19 protein-coding genes and 1 riboswitch are annotated in these 21,395 nt (G+C 41.5%); of the genes, 5 read left to right on the top strand and 14 right to left on the bottom strand.

Annotation, left to right across the window (positions count from 1 at the left end):
• Positions 1-99 precede the first annotated feature (99 nt).
• A riboswitch (purine riboswitch) is annotated at positions 100-201 on the bottom strand.
• Positions 202-238: 37 nt separating this feature from the next.
• The 8 genes from KR50_RS07110 to KR50_RS07075 all read right to left on the bottom strand — a co-directional run bounded on the left by KR50_RS07110 (position 239) and on the right by KR50_RS07075 (position 10,569).
• Complete coding sequence (locus KR50_RS07110) at positions 239-2,467, bottom strand: transglutaminase TgpA family protein (RefSeq protein ID WP_041056677.1); 2,229 nt, start codon at positions 2,465-2,467, stop codon at positions 239-241.
• A complete protein-coding gene (locus tag KR50_RS07105; protein WP_232304255.1) occupies positions 2,464-3,687 on the bottom strand; it encodes a DUF58 domain-containing protein in 1,224 nt (407 codons plus the stop codon). The genes KR50_RS07110 and KR50_RS07105 overlap by 4 nt, the downstream gene beginning before the upstream one ends.
• The gene (locus KR50_RS07100) at positions 3,687-4,631 is read right to left on the bottom strand and encodes an AAA family ATPase (RefSeq protein WP_041056674.1); all 945 of its coding nucleotides are present in this window, start codon (positions 4,629-4,631) and stop codon (positions 3,687-3,689) included. Before KR50_RS07100 ends, KR50_RS07105 begins: the two co-directional genes overlap by 1 nt.
• A gap of 401 nt (positions 4,632-5,032) precedes the next feature.
• Complete coding sequence (gene nadE / locus KR50_RS07095) at positions 5,033-5,860, bottom strand: ammonia-dependent NAD(+) synthetase (RefSeq protein WP_041056671.1); 828 nt, start codon at positions 5,858-5,860, stop codon at positions 5,033-5,035.
• 35 nt (positions 5,861-5,895) lie between these two features.
• Entirely contained in the window at positions 5,896-7,368 is a 1,473-nt protein-coding gene (locus KR50_RS07090; protein ID WP_041056668.1) for a nicotinate phosphoribosyltransferase, read from the bottom strand.
• 24 nt (positions 7,369-7,392) lie between these two features.
• On the bottom strand, positions 7,393-7,941 hold the full coding sequence (locus KR50_RS07085) for a cysteine hydrolase family protein (protein ID WP_041056665.1): 549 nt from the start codon (positions 7,939-7,941) through the stop codon (positions 7,393-7,395).
• Between the two features lie 130 nt (positions 7,942-8,071).
• Positions 8,072-9,391, bottom strand: coding sequence for a short-chain fatty acid transporter (locus KR50_RS07080; protein WP_041056662.1), 1,320 nt, complete (start codon positions 9,389-9,391; stop codon positions 8,072-8,074).
• A gap of 158 nt (positions 9,392-9,549) precedes the next feature.
• Entirely contained in the window at positions 9,550-10,569 is a 1,020-nt protein-coding gene (locus KR50_RS07075; RefSeq protein ID WP_041056660.1) for an STAS domain-containing protein, read from the bottom strand.
• A 369-nt stretch (positions 10,570-10,938) separates the two neighbouring features.
• Here KR50_RS07075 and KR50_RS07070 point away from each other — a divergent pair, with 369 nt between their 5' ends.
• The 4 genes from KR50_RS07070 to KR50_RS07055 are packed head-to-tail and all read left to right on the top strand — an operon-like array spanning position 10,939 to position 14,051.
• Positions 10,939-11,634, top strand: coding sequence for a DUF1538 domain-containing protein (locus tag KR50_RS07070; RefSeq protein WP_041056657.1), 696 nt, complete (start codon positions 10,939-10,941; stop codon positions 11,632-11,634).
• Complete coding sequence (locus KR50_RS07065) at positions 11,631-12,359, top strand: DUF1538 domain-containing protein (RefSeq protein ID WP_041056655.1); 729 nt, start codon at positions 11,631-11,633, stop codon at positions 12,357-12,359. The genes KR50_RS07070 and KR50_RS07065 overlap by 4 nt, the downstream gene beginning before the upstream one ends.
• Positions 12,356-13,039 carry a P-II family nitrogen regulator gene (locus tag KR50_RS07060; protein WP_041056653.1) on the top strand — a complete coding sequence of 228 codons (684 nt, stop codon included), beginning with the start codon at positions 12,356-12,358 and terminating at the stop codon, positions 13,037-13,039. Before KR50_RS07065 ends, KR50_RS07060 begins: the two co-directional genes overlap by 4 nt.
• A 55-nt stretch (positions 13,040-13,094) precedes the next feature.
• Positions 13,095-14,051 (top strand): NAD(P)/FAD-dependent oxidoreductase, encoded by a 957-nt coding sequence (locus tag KR50_RS07055; RefSeq protein WP_041056651.1) that lies wholly within the window; start codon positions 13,095-13,097, stop codon positions 14,049-14,051.
• A 327-nt stretch (positions 14,052-14,378) separates the two neighbouring features.
• On the opposite strand, the gene KR50_RS07050 is transcribed toward KR50_RS07055, so the two are convergent.
• The 3 genes from KR50_RS07050 to hpaB all read right to left on the bottom strand — a co-directional run bounded on the left by KR50_RS07050 (position 14,379) and on the right by hpaB (position 17,877).
• Positions 14,379-15,449 carry a C45 family autoproteolytic acyltransferase/hydolase gene (locus KR50_RS07050; protein ID WP_041056649.1) on the bottom strand — a complete coding sequence of 357 codons (1,071 nt, stop codon included), beginning with the start codon at positions 15,447-15,449 and terminating at the stop codon, positions 14,379-14,381.
• 376 nt (positions 15,450-15,825) lie between these two features.
• Complete coding sequence (locus KR50_RS07045) at positions 15,826-16,290, bottom strand: hypothetical protein (protein ID WP_041056646.1); 465 nt, start codon at positions 16,288-16,290, stop codon at positions 15,826-15,828.
• Positions 16,291-16,431: 141 nt separating this feature from the next.
• A complete protein-coding gene (gene hpaB / locus KR50_RS07040; RefSeq protein WP_041056643.1) occupies positions 16,432-17,877 on the bottom strand; it encodes a 4-hydroxyphenylacetate 3-monooxygenase, oxygenase component in 1,446 nt (481 codons plus the stop codon).
• A 269-nt stretch (positions 17,878-18,146) separates the two neighbouring features.
• On the opposite strand from hpaB, the gene KR50_RS07035 reads away from it, so the two are divergent.
• The gene (locus KR50_RS07035; protein ID WP_041056640.1) at positions 18,147-18,830 is read left to right on the top strand and encodes a DUF421 domain-containing protein; all 684 of its coding nucleotides are present in this window, start codon (positions 18,147-18,149) and stop codon (positions 18,828-18,830) included.
• Positions 18,831-18,860: 30 nt separating this feature from the next.
• On the opposite strand, the gene KR50_RS07030 is transcribed toward KR50_RS07035, so the two are convergent.
• The 3 genes from KR50_RS07030 to KR50_RS07020 all read right to left on the bottom strand — a co-directional run bounded on the left by KR50_RS07030 (position 18,861) and on the right by KR50_RS07020 (position 21,339).
• Positions 18,861-19,949 carry an NAD(P)-binding protein gene (locus tag KR50_RS07030; protein WP_041056637.1) on the bottom strand — a complete coding sequence of 363 codons (1,089 nt, stop codon included), beginning with the start codon at positions 19,947-19,949 and terminating at the stop codon, positions 18,861-18,863.
• Between the two features lie 73 nt (positions 19,950-20,022).
• Entirely contained in the window at positions 20,023-20,868 is an 846-nt protein-coding gene (locus tag KR50_RS07025; RefSeq protein WP_041056634.1) for a DUF2268 domain-containing protein, read from the bottom strand.
• 222 nt (positions 20,869-21,090) lie between these two features.
• The gene (locus tag KR50_RS07020; RefSeq protein WP_041056631.1) at positions 21,091-21,339 is read right to left on the bottom strand and encodes a stage VI sporulation protein F; all 249 of its coding nucleotides are present in this window, start codon (positions 21,337-21,339) and stop codon (positions 21,091-21,093) included.
• Positions 21,340-21,395 lie beyond the last annotated feature (56 nt).

The raw sequence follows: 21,395 nt of genomic DNA, 5'->3' as shown, positions 1-21,395 counted from the left end.
GAACGCATACGTGAAAAAGAGTGGATTCTTTTTCCCTTCAGCGTTCTCGTGTTCTTAAAAGGCGGTCTCCTGTCAAAGAGGGTCAAATTTCGACACTCGCCTAAAAAAGACCGCCTGCATAGTCAAATCATTTAAGGTGATTTGGTAGAAACATTCGAACCATATTATCGAACATATATGAAGGGGTATATTCTGTTTCTCTTAATTTTAATAATTTTAACGTCTGTCAGGACGGCGGTCAACCGGTTGTACGTTTAATTAAATTTTCCCACAATTCGCGCATATCCTGCCATTTTTCTTCTTGTCCTTCTTTTCGATATAAAATCCGTTCATATTGAGCGGTTAAGCGACTCATTTCTTTTGTATTGAAAAAGCGGTCGACTTCTTTTGCATACGCTCGAAGAGTCTGATCTTCATTTCTTTTTAATCCAAATCGCTGGAGTTGTTTCAGCAATGACATATACGCCTTCGAAAACGTTTCGTCATCTTTTTTAACACTGTAATAAAGGATCAGCACTCTCGGCAGCCATCGAAAGCGCATCCGATATAAAAGAACGCCGACAAATAACAAAATCGCACTCGATAATATAAAAGCTCCCACATTTTCCATGAAAGTATTTTGAACTCTCTGCCAGAAAGAAGGAACAGAGCTGCCGTTTTCATCAATGGCTGTCTCATCGGTCACTTCCTCGTCCTGAATGGGTGCAGGTGTTTCTTCGTTATCTTCTTCTTCCGGCAATGGGGTTTCTTCCTCATCACGATCGTCACCTTCTGTGGTCAGATCGTAATCCACTGAAACATTGTTTGTAAATCCGATTGTTGGCTCAAATGGAACCCAGCCTAATGAAGGGAAATACACTTCAACCCATGAGTGAGCATTATTGTTTGTCACTTCGTATTCATTTAAGCCGTCGTCTGTTTGGCCGACTACTTCTCCTCCTGTATAGCCTTTTACCCAGCGTGCAGGAATATCAGCCGCCCGAAGCAGGACGACCATGGAAGTGGAAAAATTATCGCAATAGCCCCGTTGCGTTTCAAATAAAAATTGATCAACATAATCCTGCCCTTCACCAGGAACAGGAATGTCTGTCTGGTCATAGGTAAAGGCATTTTGAGAGAAATAGCTTTCTACTGCATTGGCTTTATCGTACCAATTATCTTGATCAGCTGTAATTTCTTCCGCAAGATCAACCACCCGCTCAGGCAATTCATCCGGCAGTTGCAAATATTGATCCATCTCGCCCGTATTTTCAAGGTCGCCAAGTCCCGTTGTTTCGCGCAGAGCTGTGAGACTATACTGCGGCTCCTTGTAGGTCCACTCATAGAAATCGAGTCCGGTTTCTTCTTCACCAGAAAACGAAGTGATTTTCTCGTTTGCCAAATCGTAAATAAATTCATCTGCCTCGCCGCTTTCAATTCTAACGGGGTGATAAGGGTAGACAAGATGATTGTATTCAAGATTGATATCGAGAGTAGCAGTGATTTCCTCAGATTCTTCGCTGATTCGCGACAGACGGAATGGAACATCTTCTTCTAATCCAAAGGCAGGTCCTTCACCGGTAACAGTTGCAGAATTGTCCCACCCTTTACCGGTGTAGACATCTTTCATTTCTATACGCCAGTATTGACTGTCCTCCGTTACGACATCAAAAACCTTAGTATCATCACCGATAAACGATCCGCCAAGAGCGGAATCATCCACCCCGTACCCTAATCGGTTGACGCCGCCTGATCCTGAACCTGCTCCTTGTGAAAAGGATTGAATAAAAGGAACGGGGTCCGGCCAAATGGGTTCTGCTTTAGGTGCAGCATACGCCGCCACTGAACTGAAGGCCACCATGAGAACGAGCGGGATAATCCATTTTTGAATCTGATGGGAAGACTGGCTCAAACGCTCCTGGTCCAACAGGCGCTGGAGAGTTAACAGTCCCATTAAAATAAAACCAATTAAGATAATTCTTATAATTGAATACTGTCCGTCATAGGGGCTGAATGTATCTAAAAGAGCCACGTAAAAAACAGTAAAAACATAAAATAAAAACAATTGCTTTCGCACGGCAATCCAATAATGAAGCAGGTAGGCAGTAAGCCATACCAAAACAAAAAACAAAAAACTCCTGTACTCATTACTCACTGCATTCCAATCCTGCTGAACCGTCAAAATCAAACTTTCCCATAAGGAAACAGCAAGAGCAGGAACCCATGCGCTGATTTCAAGAAACGAAGAGTCAAAGTATAACCGCTGAAGGACAATCATAATAAACAATAGTTTTACAAATCCTGACACTTTCCAGTCGATCCCTAAATAGTACAGGAGCAGAGAAACGCCAGCGAACAGCACGAAATAAAAAATAAAACTCGTATCGGTTAATTGCTCTATAGGACGAAGCCATTCCCAAAGCAGAAGAAAGCTCAATACATACAGTACAAATAATAAACGCTTATTCCATCGGAAGGATTGTCTCATGCCTGCTTCACCTCCGAGAAAACATTTGCAAAATGTCCGGCAAAACAATCCCTGACCATAATCCCTTTCGAAGAAGCCAATGCTTTTACTTGCTGTTCATCACTGTTTTTCGATTTATTATTTGCATCTTTGATCAGAAATACAGCGACAGCGCTGTTATTTCTCGCATAGTCGTGAAGCTGCTGTATAAGTTCACGGGTCAAAACAGAGGTAACGACTAATAAGACGACAGATTGAGACATCCTGCTAATCTCTTTTTTTATTGCTTCATCAAAAGGCTGATCACTATCCGCCTGGACCTTGGCAAGCTGATAGTCGATCTGACGCTGATGATGATCGCCGTTTTTGACGGGAATGCGCTGAATTCCGCTGCCGGTTGATATATATCCAGCCTGCGCGCCTTTTTTTAATACGGCCCTGCTTAAAGAAGCGGTGAAGGAAACCAGATCCTCAAACAGAGCGGTCGGTGTACGATCCAAAATAAAACATACATCATGGGATTTTCTTTCCTCAAACTCTTTTGTCATTAAATCATTTGTGCGGGCGAAAGACTTCCAATGAATCCATGAAACGCGGTCACCTGGCTGGTACTCTCGCAAACCGGTCGCCATCGTCGTATCGCGTTGAATTTTCACATCCGTTGAAGCAACGCCCTGATCATATTGAACGTGAATGGGCTGATAGGTCATCTGCGTATACGATGGATAGACTAAAATACTATCCGAAGCGTCGATTCTTCGTGACTTTTGGAAGATTCCTAAAAAATCACCTGTTTTTAACTCAGTACTCGTAAAGTGATGTTCTCCACGCGGCAGATTTTCAAATTCATATTGAAGTTGGATCGATCGTTTAAAACCGGGGTAGATCAGTTTTTTCACCTGTGTAATTTCAGCTGTAGAGAAAATACCGGTGGAGACCTGATCTTCTACAACCAAATAGAAAAGAGGGATGGGGAATTTTCTGGTCAGCTGTATGGTTACAGCAGCGTGAGAACCTGCTTTTAATTCCTTTGATTGAATGCTTCTTGTAACCTCAAAATCCCTCAGCGGGTATAGCATGACCAGGAAGGAATACAAGGAAAAGGGCAAAAAGCTGTAAAATAAAAACCAGCTGACAAATCCTCCTTGAAACATGGCATATGAAAATGTCCCTGCCAGAAGTAAAAAAAGGAGGAGTACTTTACTAATTTCCTGCAAAGCGTTCCAAGATCTTTTCATCATTATTTCACAAGCCTTTGCACCGGCACCCGTGTTCGAGCAACAATTCGTTCAATAACATCCTCCGGCTGAATTCCTTCATATTTCGCTTCTGACTTTAAAATGATTCGATGGGAAAAGATAAATGGAGCTAAGAATTGTACATCATCAGGGACTACATAATCACGCCCATGAAGCATTGCATACGCCTGACATGCTTTCATCAGTGCGATCGAGCCTCGTGGGGATGCTCCGAGATAAACATTTGCATGGGAACGTGTTTTTCCGGCAAGTTCAACTATATAGCTCTTAATTGTTTCATCTACGACAATTTCTCTTACTTCCCTTTGCAGCTGCTTTAGTTCTTCAAGTGAAATTACAGGCTGAAGCTGATCAATTGGCGGAGCATATTGGAGGCGGTTCAGCACTTCCATCTCTTCTTCTGCAGTTGGATAGCCCATCTTCATTTTCAATAAAAACCGGTCCAATTGAGCTTCAGGAAGAGGATATGTACCTTCATATTCAATGGGATTTTGTGTAGCCATTACAAAAAATGGTTTATCAAGGACGCGTGTCACTCCATCTACAGTGACGCTTCCTTCCTCCATTCCTTCTAGCAAAGCAGACTGCGTTTTAGGAGAAGTACGGTTGATTTCATCTGCAAGAATGATATTGCCCATAATAGGTCCGCCGCGAAATTGAAATTGCATTTCTTTCGGATTATAAATAGACACCCCAATCACATCAGATGGCAGCAAATCGGGTGTAAATTGAATCCGTGTAAAGTTAGCACCTACTGACTTTGCCAGTGCACGAACCATCATGGTCTTCCCCACACCAGGCACATCTTCAAGCAATATATGCCCCTGGGCCAGAAGTGCCACTACACTCAGCTCGGCCACATTTCTTTTCCCTATCATGACATGTTCAATATTTTGTAATATCGTTTCAAGTTTCGGATGATACATTCTATTCCCTCCCGACAGGTTCTTTCAAAAATATCTAATCTATTAAATCAATTGTTTATTCTGTGAATACTTTCAATATACGCTATTTTTAGAATATAAGAAACACGTCCGACTTACAATTTATATGAAATTCAAAGACTTCGGGCAACCGATCATCACGATTTTGTACAATCCTGTGTGTTGAATTAGCTGCATGCTTATAAATTATTTCACAGTCAGCTAACGACCTGCTGCCAATAGTAAGCTTACCTATCCTAATTCAAAAAAAACGCCTGATTGAATAGGAGAAATTCCCCCTTCAATCAGGCTATTTTTGTGTTCACAGGGAAGGTATGAACAACAAAAAGGGGATATCCCAATCATTGCCTATACCTCCAAAATTTAATCCATCCTTCTGAAATCTATTTCCAAAAGTCATCGAAAATCGTAACAGGAAGATGTCGTTTATGCTGAGTCGTTATATAATGCTTCTCGATTGTTTTTCTGGCCTCTTCACTTACCGTTCTGTTTTCCAGGTAGTCATCGATTTCATCATACGTCACACCGAGTGCTTCTTCATCGGTTAGCATTGGCCGGTCACTCTCGAGATCGGCAGTTGGCTGCTTCATATAGAGATGTTCAGGACAGCCCAGTTCTTTTAACAGCTGCTTGCCTTGACGTTTATTTAAGCGGAACAAAGGCAGTACGTCAGCGCCCCCGTCTCCAAACTTCGTATAAAAGCCGGTTATAGCCTCAGCAGGATGGTCGGTTCCAAGCACGACAGCCTGGCGGACTGCTGCGATAGAATACTGCACTTTCATTCGCTCACGGGCCTTTTCATTTCCTTTTATAAAATCGGAAATTTCAATACCCGCTTTTTCCAATGAAGCGTCACTTGCATCGACTGCAGGTTTAATATCCACTACTACTACATCCTTTGCCTCAATAAAAGAAAGAGCATCTTGACAGTCCTGCTCATCTTCCTGCGTACCATATGGCAAACGGACTGCTGTGAACGAATACGTTTTTTCTCCTACTTCATCATTTAATTCATTCACTGCCATTTGAGCAAGTTTGCCTGCTAAAGTAGAATCCTGTCCGCCAGAGATCCCAAGAACGAACCCTTTTAAAAAAGAATGCTTCTTTACATATTCTTTCAAAAAGTCAATACTTTTACGGATCTCTTCCTGTGGATTAATTTCTTGTTGAACATTCATTTCTTCAACTATTTTCTGCTGTAATGATGCCATTTCCTATCACCTCAACGTATTTTTTGTTAGAAGTCTTACGATCTTGGTGCCGCATTTCGAATAGATTGTTTGACTTCCTGGATGTTACGCATTTTGTTATCCCAGCATCGCTGGCTAAGATCAACCGGGTATTCCTCCGGGTTCATCGATCGCTTGTACTCATCCCAAAGCAATTCAAGATTTGTTTTAACATATTCTTTAATTTCTTCAATTGGAGGGGTTATGTAGCACTGTTCTCCATTTTCAAACACAACCTCATGCAAATCACGTGCTTCGAAGTTCGTTACGAATTTTGTAACGAATGTATGAACCGGATGAAACATCTTTAAATGATCTTCTTCTTGGGGGTTTTCCCCTTCTAACGTAATATAATCCCCTTCGGACTTATTATTTAGCTTATTTATAATGCGGTACACCCGCTTAATTCCCGGTGTGGTCACTTTCTCAGCATTACTGGAAATTTTGATCGTGTCCACCATTTCGCCTTGGTCATTTTCAATGGATACAAGTTTATACACCCCGCCAAGTGCCGGCTGATCATATGCGGTAATCAATTTAGTCCCGATGCCCCAGATGTCCACTACTGCACCTTGTGCTTTTAAATTTAAGATGGTGTATTCATCTAAATCATTTGAAGCAATAATCTTGGTATCGGCAAACCCGGCTTCGTCCAGCATTCTTCTCGTTTCCTTGGATAAATAAGCGATATCGCCGCTGTCGAGACGAACGCCGACAAAGTTAATTTCATCCCCCAGTTCCTTCGCTACTTGAATAGCTATTGGAACACCGGACTTTAATGTGTTATAAGTATCCACTAAAAACACGCAGTCTTTATGGCGTCTCGCGTATTTTTTAAAAGCTGTGTATTCATCCCGGTAGGCCTGTACCATCGCATGAGAATGTGTTCCGGCAACCGGAAGGCCAAAAATTTTACCTGCACGGACATTGCTTGTTGCATCAAATCCGCCGATATAAGCAGCTCTGGTTCCCCAGATTGCAGCATCCATTTCATGGGCACGCCTGGTTCCAAACTCCATAACCGTTTCTTCTTTCACCACCTGCTTAATACGGGAAGCTTTAGAGGCTATGAGCGTCTGGTAATTGACGATGTTCAGCAAAGCGGTTTCTACAAGCTGCGCTTCAATAATAGGCGCTTCTATCCTCATAATCGGCTCGTTAGCAAAAACGAGCTCTCCTTCACGCATAGAACGGACAGTACCAGTAAATCGAATATCTCTTAAATAAGAGATAAAATCTGTTTTATAGCCGAGTTCATGCTCTAAGTAGTCAAGATCACTTTCTGTAAATTTAAAATCTGTTAAATAATTCAGGCATCGTTCAAGGCCTGCGAATATTGCATAGCCATTGCCGAATGGAAGAGTACGAAAAAAAAGTTCAAATACAGCTTTTTTCTCGTGCATTCCATCCTCCCAATAGGTTTCTGCCATATTAATTTGATATAAATCTGTATGTAACATCAAACTGTCGTCTTGAAAACCCTTACTCATTTAGATTAGCTCCTTCGTCACGTTCTAAACAACTGCCGCTCCGAGCGTTGAAGCAAAGTGCTGTAAAGACCACTCATGCCCAGCCGGATTAAAGCTTGCGACCGCTTCTTTATGAACCACAATTTTAAATCCTTTATTATACGCATCCACAGCGGTATGGAGGACGCAAATATCCGTACAAACACCCGCTAAATGCACCTCTTCTATCTGGCGCTCTCTCAGTTTCTGCTCGAGATTCGTTCCTGCAAAAGCACTGTACCTGGTTTTGTCCAAATATAGGACATTTTCATTATCTTGAATCATATCATACAGCGGTCCAAGCGCACCATACAATGCCCTGCCTTCTGTTCCCCTTATATTGTGCTGTGGGAAGAGGGCCGTTTCAGGGTGGTGTTCATCGTTTTGATCATGCAGATCAATAGCAAATACGACAAAATCCCCCTCCTCTTGAAACTTTTTGGTCAATGCCGTAATCTGCTCTTCAATCTCCTGACCCGGTCTGCCGCACGTTAACGCCCCGTTTTCAGCTACAAAGTCATTGGTATAATCAATGTTAATGAGTGCTCTCTTCATCCCATTCCCTCCAGCTAGATGATATTTTTATTTATTTTACGCTTACATCAGTGCAGACACAAGCTGCCACTGTCAAATGTTTTTTCTTTACCATTTCTCTTGAATACAATGGCAGCTTTTCACACCAGCTTTATAAAATAAGGAGGCCTGCTCCTATAATGACGCCACTGACGAATAACACAATTAAACAAAATCCCATGATGTCTTTTGCTTTTAAACCGGCTATTGCCAGAGCAGGAAGTGCCCAGAAAGGCTGAATCATATTGGTCCAGGCATCTCCCCATGCGACAGCCATAGCAACTTTACCTGGATCTGAGCCAAGTGTTTGTGCCGCATCCAGCATAATAGGTGCCTGTACTGCCCATTGCCCTCCGCCTGATGGTACAAAAAAATTCACAATTCCTGCACTCAAAAAAGCAAAGAGCGGGAATGTGGTTTCTGTTGAAATACTGACAAAGGCTTCAGACATAAGAGCAGCCAAACCTGAAGCGGTCATCATTCCCATGATACCTGCATAAAAAGGAAACTGAATAATAATGCCTCCAGCACCTTTTACCGCATTTTGAACCGCTATTAAATAATTTCTCGGATTGCCGTGAAAAAGAACACCTAAAAACAAGAATAAAAAATTCACGATATCCAATGTTAAGGCAAAACCATTTTGAACAAAATAATAAAATAAATAAGAGATCCCTAATAGTCCAATAATTAAAGACAATACCGCACTCGTTTCCAATTTCTCTGCCGGTGTGAGGCTATTCGTGGCAGCACTTTCATCGATCGATTCCTCATTTAACATCTCTGGCTTAACTGTGACGGTTTCACCTTTTTTTGGCATCATCAAAAGGTTCAAAAGCGGTAAAACGACCACAAGAACAAGAATGATCAGTACATTATAGGTGGCAAAAATCGTCTCGCTTGTGGGAATAATGCCGATCTGATCCATAAAAGGATGGCCATCTGTAGCTATTGACAATGGAATCGAACCGGAAAAACCAGCATGCCAGATAATAAAACCGGAGTAAGCGCTTGCGATAAGAAGCCTGTAATCTACTCCTTCGACTCTTTTTGCAAGCTCCTTGGCAAACAATGCTCCGATGACAAGTCCAAATCCCCAGTTGATCCAGCTTGCTGCAAGTGATACAAGCGTTACCCATATAATCGCACTGCCAGGTGAACCCGCAAAATCTGCAAGCCTGCCAAGCCCTTTTTTAAAAATAGGCGAGCTTGCTAAAACGAATCCTGTCACCAGTACAAGAACCATCTGCATTGAAAAGGCTAAGAGTCCCCAAAAGCCCTCTCCCCAATAACTGACCATTTCAAGAGGTGATGAACCGGTCAAGACCATTCCAAACCCAAAGACTGCCAGCGTCAAAATGATGACGAACAAAAACGGGTCTGGCAAAAATCGTTCCATCATTGAATTGGAAAACCGAATAATTCGTTTCATTTTTTCTCCTCCTTTTCTTCACTCTTACACCTTTCGACAATATATAATGAAAACCCTTTCATTTTTAAAGGTTGTTCAGATATAGATTTCATTGAAAAACACCCGGACTTGGACAGTCCGGGTGTTTTAGGGAGGAATTTGCATATAGCCTGGATAATTTAGATAATGCTTCTGCCTAACGCGCTCAATGCATAATAAATGCCATGCTGAAGCGTTTGGAAACAGTCAAACTTTGATAAATTGATTTCGGATTCTGAAATAACCATGCTTAACTCTGCTGAAATGCCTACCAGTATCGTATCTGTTCCGATAAGTGAAGCAGCAGAACCAATTTTTTCAATTAAACTTACCGTGTGTCCGCTGATATTTTTGTTTAGTCCTGTAAGGTCCAGTACTAAATAGCTTGCCTTATAAGAAGGCAGGTTAGTCAACGTTTTGAAGACGAGTTCTTCTGAGCGCTCTTCATCATAAGTACCCAGCAGCGGAACCACGACCACTTCATCCAGTACTGGAATAATCGGGGAGGAAAGCTCTTTTACAAGTGACTTTAACTCTCTTGTTTTGTCCTCGACTAATGCTTCAAGCTGGATGATTTGCTGAGATTCTTTTTTTCTGGCAAGCAGGTGAATATTTTCAGATACAGTAACGTCAGAGGGAAAATACTCAACTTTAGTGTACTCGTTTCCTTCTAACTGATAACAGTTCACCTTATACCAGATGTTCGTGCCAAACATGGCGGTAAAAATGCCGGCATAATGAGCCGGCAGGTAATTACCTCCCATTGTCTTTCCTTGTGTTTGGTTAATTTTATGCTCCCAACTATCTTTTAAAAGAGCGGTAAGTGTGTGAGTCTCAAAATTCAAATCTTGTATCAATGTTTTTCCCCATCCTGCTGAGGCATAAGTGTTTGTAATTAAAGTTGCTGCTTCCTCTACACTGACTTCTTTCATATTACTGAAATAATCACCGACAACCAGTCCCTGGCGAAAGCCGGTCGCTTCAAAAACAAGATTGGATGCTTCTTCTCCTGAAATTTCTTCAATTGTATCAAAGAATGTCTTCATCGCACTAGATATCCAAAAAAGGATCGCATCTTCCCCTTCAAATAAAAATTGACCCTTATCTAAATTCCATTCGAACTGTATACCGCTTACATTAATTTTATTAGTTTGTTCCATTATTAGTCACCTTTTCTTGCCTTATTCGTATTTTAAAAACAAAAAACTAAACTACACTACTATAATACCTGTTTGAAAAAGGAATAACCAGACTTATGGAATTTGTATCATTTTACTGATTAATCTTATTCAGCAGCTTTGCCAACCGATTTATTTCCTGGGAAACGATCGCCTTGTTCACTCGGTTGTCATAATTTCGCTAGTTTACTACATTCCTTTTCTCTTACTTTCCCTGATGAAGTTTTAATCTTTGCCCCAAAGGTATAGTAAAAAAACAAATAAAAGATTACTGATTCTACTAAAGAAGAATTTTCATATACATTTTGAATAATTCAAACTGGAAGAAACCAGTATCATTGAGGTGAAATAATGGATAAAGTTAAAGGAACGTTTAAAGAAGTCTCTGCTGCGATCTTTCCTATTACGATCGTAGTCGTGCTGCTTCAAGTCACATTGGTCCGCCTGCCCCTGGATCTTTTTCTTCAGTTTATAGTAGGAGTCATTTTTGTGAGTTTGGGATTTTTCCTGTTCTTGCTTGGTGTCCATGCAGGTCTGCTTCCTGTAGGAGAAATGATCGGTAAAAAGCTCCCTAAAACAAAGAAGACATGGCTGATTATAGGCGTTGGTCTTATGCTCGGTTTTGCGGTTACGATCGCCGAACCAGACGTAAGAGTTCTTGCCGAACAAATTGATGATGTATCAGGAGGGGCGATTGCTTCTTGGATACTGATTTTATCCGTTGCGATTGGACTGTCTCTTTTTGTAGGTCTTGCGATGGCCCGGACTGTATTTTCAATTCCCATCCACTATCTGCTTGCTGGCTGCTACACTGTCGTTTTCATACTGGCGATTTTTGTTCCCAAGTCATTTATTCCGATATCCTTTGATGCCGGTGGTGTAACCACAGGCCCCATGGCAGTACCGTTTATTCTGGCGCTTGGCGTTGGGGTTGCGTCGGTGTTAAAATCCAATTCCTCTTCTTCGAGTGACGGGTTTGGCTTAATTGGTCTTGCATCAATTGGTCCCATTATTGCCGTGATGATGTTAGGGGTGATCTTCGGATGAATTTAGTTATATTTGAAGGCTTTGGAGGAACCTTAACAGAAGTTGCTTATGCACTTGTTCCGCTGCTGCTTATATTTGTCCTCTTCCAGTTCACTTTATTGAACCTGACAAAAGAGCGGATCATCCGGATACTCTATGGATTTGTACTTACGTTTTTCGGTCTTTCTTTTTTTCTACAAGGGGTGCACGTCGGATTCATGCCCGTAGGAGAAATGATGGGTGAAACACTTGGAGAACGTTCTAATACATGGTTGCTGATACCCATCGGGTTTGTTCTTGGATTTGTCGCGACGTTTGCTGAGCCGGCTGTAAGAATAATGAACGAAGAGGTCGATAAAGTGACGGGCGGCTCCATTTCAGAAAATGTTATGCTTTATACGATATCAATCGGTGTCGGCATTTCAATTGCGTTGTCCATGGCCAGGATTTTATATGGATTTTCACTATGGTGGCTCATCCTTCCAGGATATATTATCGCAATTGGCCTGATATTCATTTCAAGAAAAACTTTTGTGGCGATTGCGTTTGACTCAGGCGGCGTAGCAACGGGTCCGATGACCGTTACTTTTATAACTTCGATGGCTGTAGGAGTAGCTGGAGTTACAGAAGGCAGAGATCCGATGCAAGATGGATTTGGTTTAATCGCTCTTGTTGCCCTCGCACCTATAATATCCGTTTTAATCCTCGGTCAAATTTATATGAGGAAAGGTGGCAGTAAGACATGAATTTAAATCACAAGTTATTTGTAGCGGTTTTAAAAAGAGGAAGCTCCCGCTCATTTATTCGTGCGGCTAAGAAAGCGGGTCTTGACGGAGCCACAGTGTTATATGGTTACCGCAAAGGAAAAAATGAAAAAAGCAGCTTTCTAGGTGTAAAATTGGACCATAAAAAGGATATTGTCCTTGCTGCTTATGACGGAAACCTTGAAAATCAGATTCTCAGTGCAGGCATCGGTGCCACTGACCTTGAAACACCAGGGAATGGCTCAATAGGATTTGTCATTCATTTATCAAAATTACTCGGGGTGCCCCATCTCAAGGATCGCGCCAATCAGGAAGGAGCATTTCGTGTGAAGGAAGACAACAAACAGTACCAATTGATTATTACCATTGTAAATTCCGGAGAATCTGAATCCGTCATTCAGGCCGCAGCACGTGCAGGAGCGGAAGGTTGTACCATCCTTTCAGGCAGGGGTACCGGTGTAAACGAACGGCAAACATTTATGAAATTTTCAATCGACCCTGAGAAAGATGTTATTTTAACCATCGTCCCGGGTTCCATAACGGATCAGGTCATTGAGGAGATTAATGAGGAAATCCAATTGGATCAGGCCGGAAAAGGAATCAGCTTTCTCGTAGATGTGGAAAAAGTATTCGGCGTCAATCACAGCTCGATGGATGATTAACTGAAGAACGTTTAATGTATTTGCGAAACCAGATAAAAAAGGGGATGGGAATAGAATGAAAGTTACCATTATCGGCGGTGGATTAAGCGGGATATTCGCTGCCAAAACGCTGGAAGAACGAGGGCACGAAACAATTATAATTGAAAAAGGAAGAAGCGCAGGCGGGCGTATGGCCACCAGAAGAATCGGTGAAGGCAGAGCTGATCATGGAGCTCAATTCTTTACCGTCCGCTCAGCCGTCTTGCAGTCTTTAACAGAGGAATGGCTTGATAACGGCTGGGTTAAGAAATGGTTTGGTGATGACTTCCCCAGATATATAGGCATCGACGGCATGAACCCTTTTATCAAAAAAATAGCTGCCCCTCTTCAGATCCAGCTTAACCAGCGGGCAATAAAAATTCTATCAGATGACTCGGGTGTAAAAGTTCTCACCGAAAAGGAAGAGCACTACCAAAGTGATGCTCTCATTCTCACAGCTCCTGTTCCGCAATCACTAGTGCTGCTTCAACAATCTCCAGGTCTGCTGAGCGGTCAAACGGAAGAGCTGCTGAAGGCTTTAAGCTTCAAATCTTGCTTTGTCGGACTTCTTTCATTAACATCAACGCTCGCAATTGGAGAATCAGGTATCCGATCACAGGATCTGCCTGAAGGAGTAGACAAAATTGTAGCGAATGATCAAAAAGGAATTTCTGAGACTCCAATTCTTTCCGTTTACATGTCTGGAGATTGGAGTGATAAACATTTCCATTTAAAGGATGAAAAGGTTTTAGAAAAGCTGATTTTATCCCTTCCTGCTCAAATCACTGAGCAGATAGATGCTGCCGAGCTCAAACGCTGGCGTTATTCTGAAGCCAACGATGTAGTTAGACAGCCTTTTTTACGTCTGGATCAGCACCCGGTTTATGTTGCTGGTGACAGTTTTCTCACTGAAACGGATGCAAGCGGCAGAACCCGTATTGAAAGTGCCATACTATCTGGAATAAACGTTGGAAAAGCGGTTTCAAAAGTATAACAAGATATAATTTGAACGAGGTTGGTTCAAAACTCAAAAAAAGTTAAAAAATGAAGTTGTATTTATTAAAAGTATGAGGTGAGCGGAGCGGAAGGTGGCGACTCCTGCAGGATATGACGGTTGCTTGAGACTTTGAAGGGCAAGGCCCTGAAAAGGCTCAAGCTCCCGTCCCTGCGGAAAGCGTCCACCTGAAGCGCAGCGAACCGGTCCAAGAGGCTAAGACACTTTTGTCTCAGCCTTCTTGTTATGCAGCGGTTGCTCTCTTAATAGTTAGAGCTCACCCTCCACGCCGGATGAGCCTCTCGATTACCCCTTATCAAACCTGTACTACTCTTTTTTTGCAGACCAATACGCTCCTTTATCCATATGCACAAAAGGAAGATCTGTATCGATTTCGCCAGTCATTTTGTCGAGCTGTACATCTTTTCCTTCCAGCCAGCCCCCAAAGTCAATCTCTGCAGGTTCCTGATCTCCGCCAAGCGCAAACCATAGTTTCATTTCACGCGGCAGGTAGCCTGAGGTGTGAATCGTTCCTGCCCAGTCGCTGTAAAGCTTTGAAAACACACCTTTATTAGTATCGTTCATTAAGCGAAAAGCATCATATGGAGTTGTAACTTCGTGCCGCTGTGAATTAATTGCATTCATTCTCTTTTTTGAATCAACCAGATGATACCGATTTTCCTTGGTCATGATTTCAAAATGGTTCGTACAAACATTTGAGCTTCTGACCTCCACTCCTCTTGGAGATGTTTCAATTATTAGTGATTGATTGCTTTTATCAAAAACCGTATAGCTGAATGAATGGCGGTGAGGAATTTCTTTTAGCATCTGCACAGCTTCTTCAACATTTGCACAGGATTCAAGGATCATCCTGCCGATTGTGCAGCAAATAAATCCGTTGCCAGGTCTTTTTCTGTGCATGAAATTGTAGCCTAGAGAAAGACCATGTTCGTTCATGCCGTCCATACGTCCCGTAATTCGCTGGGAAGGTCCAGCTGTGGCGTAACCGCTGTCGGTTGGCTGATAAAATAGGTAGCGGCCCTCATAGGTCTTTGGCATATAATCATAGTTCCGGACCATATAGCCATCCCCCGTCATAATAGAGCAGCCTGAGCGATTATAATCGACCCTGTATCCTCCAAACTCCATCATGACACGCTCCATTGTCCAATCCAGCGCCTCTCGTATCCCAAGCAATTCTTCCCACAGACCAGGTGTAAACCTCGTGATCGCATCTTTAACTTCAGCTTCCGCCACTGTAAATCTCGGCTTTCTTACCTTCCACTGTTTCTCCCGGTTTTCAACTGTCAGGGAATCTTTTAGAAGCCTTCCCTGTAACAGCCCAAAATCGTAGTGTGAACCACGAAATTGCAGGATATCACTATGTACTTTTTTCATTTTAGTAACCCTCTTTTTGTTTGTCATATTAGTAGACAGTTTAAGGGAATTTGTTGAACACGTAAAGAATAGGAGCCTGGTTGATTAAATTTGGTCTGGTGTTCATCGATTGTTTATATGTGCTCTTAAATTCAGCACTTTTAATAAAAGCGTTATTACAAGATAGCTGATTCGGGCTCGTTAGATGGTATAAGAAATGGAAGGTGAGACAGTTTGGATGCAGCATCAGCCTGATCTCTAAAAGCGCGTAAAACCCCCACTTCAAGTGACCGGTCATTGGTCGCTAAGTAGGGGTTGTTTAACTGCATATACGTTGTAAAAGACGAAACGATTGATTTTCGGATTGCTTTTTAAAACGATAATGAAATAAAAAGAATTACACCATTTTCATCATTTGTTTCATCGCACCAAGATGATAAGCTGTATGAGCCAGAGAACCCAATACTTCATTTGTATGGATATCAATGGATTTCATCCGGTCTACACCTTCAAGCAATTTTTTGTACTCAGTGCGCAGCTCCTCCTGAAGATCTCTCCACTCTTCATCTGAAACGTTTTCAATTTTCCAGCTTTCTTCCCATTGCATTTTAGGATTTTCATTACCGGTTAAAATTTCATTCGTTCCCCATACATAATAGCGGACATGGTCAGTATGCGCTGCAAGGTTTGTTCCATTAATGTCTTGAGAGGCTTTTTGAGCTGAAATGGATTCAAGAAGCCCCAAAACGCCTGAATTAGGTTCCGTATTCACATAGTAACTGCCTTCTTGCGGATCTGCCGGCCCTTCAAATGCTTCCTGTATCATTCTTTTTGCTGACATTACCATTGGATGATGACTCATCTAATCCCTCCAGTACACTCCTACTTAAATCTAAGAGCTTCCTATCTAATTACCCGCATTATCCAAAAGTCACACATAATCAAAAAAAGTCTCCATATTATTACAATTAAAGTTCCACTACTACTGTGGAGGTCCCATATTTTACTCGGGATCAATTAAAAACTGTTCCTCCACCCGTTTTGTCAATGCCTTCCGTTCGTAGATCTGATATAATGAGCTCGATAATCGAACCGGGTCACCAAAGAAAAAACGCTCGTATAAGGTTTGTCTTGATCCAAATTCACTCATGCACGTGTCCCAAGCCAGTCTGAATATTTTTACTCGGCTTGTTGCGTCTTTTGATTTCGATTGCAAGTATTGATTTAAGTCCTTTTGAATTTCCGAATGAAAATCCGCTTCTGTGGGGATTGAAACCAAACCGCTTGCTCCTAACAGCTGAAGAATTTCAGTAAGCCGCGGGTATAGGCGTGGGAATAGATTAATCGCAGCATATAGTGGATTAATATCAGGCAGCATATACCCATGATCCGTAGAAGCCCCTGTTTCAGATGCCACAACCAAAGCTTTCATTGTCTCGAGAGCAATGATAATTTCAGAAATTTTGTCACGAACATGCAGGTAATCTCCAATGCTGATGCTGTCAACCATCAACTGTGCGACGCCTAAAATAAATTCAACCTTTACTACCTGTCTCGATGCTACCTGATGAAGAGCCAGCTGGGCATAAGCGCCTTTTTTTGAGAGAGTGTCCGTCGCCTCAATATTGCTGTGATGGAAGACTCGGTCCCATGGTACCAGCACATGATCAAAAACGACCAGTGCATCGCTTTCTTCAAATCGGGCTCCAAGCGGTGAATCAAAGGTGGATTCTGTTCGGCAAAAAGGCGGACGGCAAATAAATTTTAATCCCTTGGTATTGCTTGGAATGGAGAAAGAATAAGAGTAATCTGAATTGAGCATTCCAGCTGGAGAATATACGATGATTTCGTCTGTCATTCCTCCTTGAGTCGCAAGAAGCTTTGCTCCATGGAGAATAATCCCTTTATCTGTGCGATCAACAATTTTTGCTGCAATGATCTCATCGGATTCGTTACTATACTGATAAGGGGCACGGTTTACCTGAGGATCGATAAACGTATGAGTAAAGGACCAATCATTTTCCCTGGCCTTTTCAAAAAGAGAAACAATATGCTCAGGAAAACAATTTTCTTTTTCTTCAAGCAAATAGGAAGAAGCAACAAGGGAAACCAGCACAGTATTCATGTAATCAGGACTTCTGCCCATCATCCCTGCATGTGATCTGGCCCACTCCTGTATCATCAGCCTGCGCTGAAGCAAATCTTCTTTAGATGTAGGCAGTAAAAAAGAAGCCCCTACCCGTTTTCCTGTCAGAGGTGATCGAAATGTCATCATTTCTGTTATCGATTTTTTATGCTGCAGATCATAAAGCGCAGCCTGGCTTTTCATTACCCCTTTAAATGCTGGATGCACTGAGATGTCTCCCTTGACACGACTGCCGTCTATCCATACATGATTTTTCATTTGATTTATTCTATTTATATACTCTGACCCCTTTATCGCTCCCACTTTGGTTCACTCCTTAAAAAGTTCTCCTGCATCACTCACTTCAGTCCTCTTTCTTACTACACTATTTCTAATTACACGAACTATTCATGTTCAAAGTTAATTCGTTATGTAAGACAGTCAATTAAGGATTCTGTAAGCTCGTTCTTCTCGCCATTTTTTTGCAAAAAAGAATCAATATCAAGAGAGTCATCTTAAATCCGCACATAAATGAAATGAAACAAAGAGATAATACTCCTGTCTGTGTTTTTAAAGGAGAAGGAGTTTTAACTATGTCATTACTTGAGTTGGGATTGAGAATCATCCTCTCTTTTTTTGTACTTTTAGTTTTAACAAGGCTGATGGGAAGACAGGAAATTTCCCAACTTACTTTTTTTAATTTTGTATCCGGAATTGCGATCGGTTCCATCGGTGCGAACCTTGCGATTAATCCAGATGTACCCGTGCGTAATGGACTGGTTGGACTGATTGGCTGGAGTACGATCACCATTGCACTCGAGTGGCTTGATATTCAAAGTCCAAAACTTCGAAAGGCTCTCGATGGTGAGCCTAAGATTTTAATTAAACAAGGAAAAATAATGGAAAAGGAATTAAAAAAGGCGCGTGTTGATCTTGACGCGCTGCTTTCTCTTTTGAGAGACAAAGATATATTCATCCTCTCCGAAGTGGATTATGCTATTTTTGAAACGAATGGAAATCTTTCTGTTTTGAAAAAAAGTCCGCCTGTCCCTGGCCCAAGCGTTGACTCAATAAAGAAAAGCCCCGTTGCTACAACCTTAGTATCAGACGGAAAAATCCATACAGAAAATTTAACAAAATTGGACCGATCCGAACCATGGCTTCATCAACAATTAATGCTGTCGGGAGTAAAGTCACTTTCCGATGTTTTTTATGCCGGTCTACAAAAAGACGGCACAATTTATGTGGATTTCAAAGAGGACAAGCTTCCAGAATAATTTCGAAGCTTGAGTGTTAGTTAATCTCTGCTAACTTCTTTTTTGAAATGGATGAATCAGGCGGCTTGCTATCTTTAATCCGTCCACTCTTTTACTTAAAAGCAGTTTCTCCATTAACGGATTGCGGATGGATGCGGCCAAGAAATCAAGCTGCTTATTATCAAGCTTTTCAATCCCTCTTCTTAATGAGAGAGAGTCATGGTAGCTTTTGTATAGAGGTCGAACAAGATCTTCATAATTACCTTTTCCAGCGATAGCTTGTGCCGCATAAATCCCTGTTAAGATGGATTCCAATTGTCCGAAACCTAAAAAAGGCATGATTGAACCAAAACAGTTTCCAACAAAAAATGTATTGCCAATCCTTGGTGTTTCTGTTGTGCCAATCCGGTAATTTTCAAGTTCAAACATACTGATTAATGCAAGGTTTTGATTAAGCCTCTTTCTGCATTCAACTAGACAGTTCTCCCATAGCTCATCCTTATCAAGCACCTCATTTTCAGGGTATTGCGGATACACCAGTATAAGGGATGCTTCGTGTACCGAATGCGGCAAAAGATAAGCCATTCCCTTCGGTGCAAAAAGATTGTTGAAAAATGTGTGGACTGTCGTGATATCAAATTCTCCAGCAACGATAGCTCCGATAAATCGAACCGTTAATGCTGTTTTATAAGGCTGTATTTTCTCTGTATCCAATGAGTCACCCGTCGCTAACACGGTATGAGTGTACTCTTTTGAAATTTCGGTATGGCTGACATCTTGATGAAAACGAATCTTGCCTTGCAGCTGATCTGCCAGCTGCTTTTCATATGCGGCGGGATGTTTTCCTCTCATGTTGACATAACCTAAGTGCCCATTTAAAGAAGAGCGCTCGTTTTCTGTCCAGATCTCTGTTTTTTGAATAGTACTAGATGGCTTTAAATGAATGCCATGCTCCACTGATAAATAGCTTACGGCATCATCGATTGGATGATGAAACATTGAAAACATGGCTTCAGCATAAATAAAACGATCCCCTGCCAGCCCCCTTTTTTCAAATACATCTGCCTGACAGCCATATTTTTCAAGCGTCAGTGCGCAGGCAAGACCCGATAGACCAGCTCCCATAATGGCAATTTTCACACAAACCTCTCCTTATTTCCTTAGATCTGTTTAGTTTGTAACAAAGAAGAGGTTTCCATTCTGCCAAAAGCAGTTAATTATCAAGCTTAAATGCCGATTTACAGATTATCTCGTCTGATGAGACAGTTAGTAATTGCTTCATAGATCGCGGTCCATTTTGCTCGATATACGAACAAATAATATGAAAACCAATATGATAACCAATCCATTTTGGCAATGCTTTCTTATTCGTTCCATATAAAAATTTTCGATGATGGTCCGTTCCTTCACGCGTTAACTCCGGCAAAAATGCTTTTTTCCATATCTTTATTCTCTCTGCTTCTGTATACAAATGAGTCCAAGGAGCTAAAAATCGTTCTCCTCCCAGCTCCTTAACCGAATATTCTCCGAGCCCCTCAATAATTAAAGACTCTTTTAATGTCATTTTTTCAATTGGTACATTCAATTGATGCAGCCGGCAGACATGATTATATTCATGGGCAAAAATGGCCTTTAAGCTGCCAAGTGACAGAGATGGCGATATAAAAAGAAACACCCCCTGCTTGAACGCCAGTCCATTTTTCTCAAATGGACTTTCATCCGACGTTTTCAAGTCAGTCCGAATTGGCAAAATGTAGATCGGGCAATCCGGTCCATTCCATCGTTTTTTTAACAACTGAAAATCTTTTTCAATTGTTACCCAAGGATCCTGAAGCGATGGATCTATATTTATTCGTGAAATCTCCTGCCATTCTTTTGCATTAAAAAGCCCATGCTTTAAAAGCAGTGCCATCAGATCTTTTGGCGGAATATGAGGAAAGACCGATTGTAATGGCGTACAAATAGATTCAACCTGAAATGCAGCAGGATTTTTCCTCGGATTCTTTTCACACTGCTCAATAAATTTTTTTATCCATATTCTTGTATTGACTACAGACATCGCTTTCTCCTTTCAACTGTGATCCTAATCATTTATTTTATTCACAGACGCTCATGCAAATACCCGGGTTCAGTTTGCCCCCCATAATACAGCTAGCTGACTAGATAAAAATAAGTAGTAGTCCTTCAGTTGAGAAGTAAATAAGTCTGCACACAAAAATAGACTGTCCTCACAGAAAGTCTCATGTCTGTGAAGGCAATCTTTTTTCTTGCTGTCCCATCCTTAATTTTTCTTCTTTTTTAACATTTCTCCAAGCTGGGTTAAGTCTTTCGGAACTTTTCCGCTAAGGATTGTTTGAACAAGCATTTCTTCTTTTTCTTTTGATACAGGCTTCTTCGCAAGTGAAGAAACCTTGCTAATGATGGATCTTACTGTTTTTTCATCTTTAAAATCCGCATCCTTCAGCGATCTAGCGAGCTTTACAATGTCATCCATTTTCACACCCGTTTTTTTCTCAATTCGATCAAACATTCTTCCACATCCCCGTTTTTATGTCATAGGTTTCTGTATAGGATATGAAAGAGGAG

Source organism: Jeotgalibacillus campisalis (assembly GCF_000829515.1).
Taxonomy (GTDB): Bacteria; Bacillota; Bacilli; order Bacillales; family Jeotgalibacillaceae; genus Jeotgalibacillus; species Jeotgalibacillus campisalis.
The sequence above is the reverse complement of the archived record's forward strand: the minus strand, read 5'-3'. Positions and strand labels throughout refer to the sequence as shown.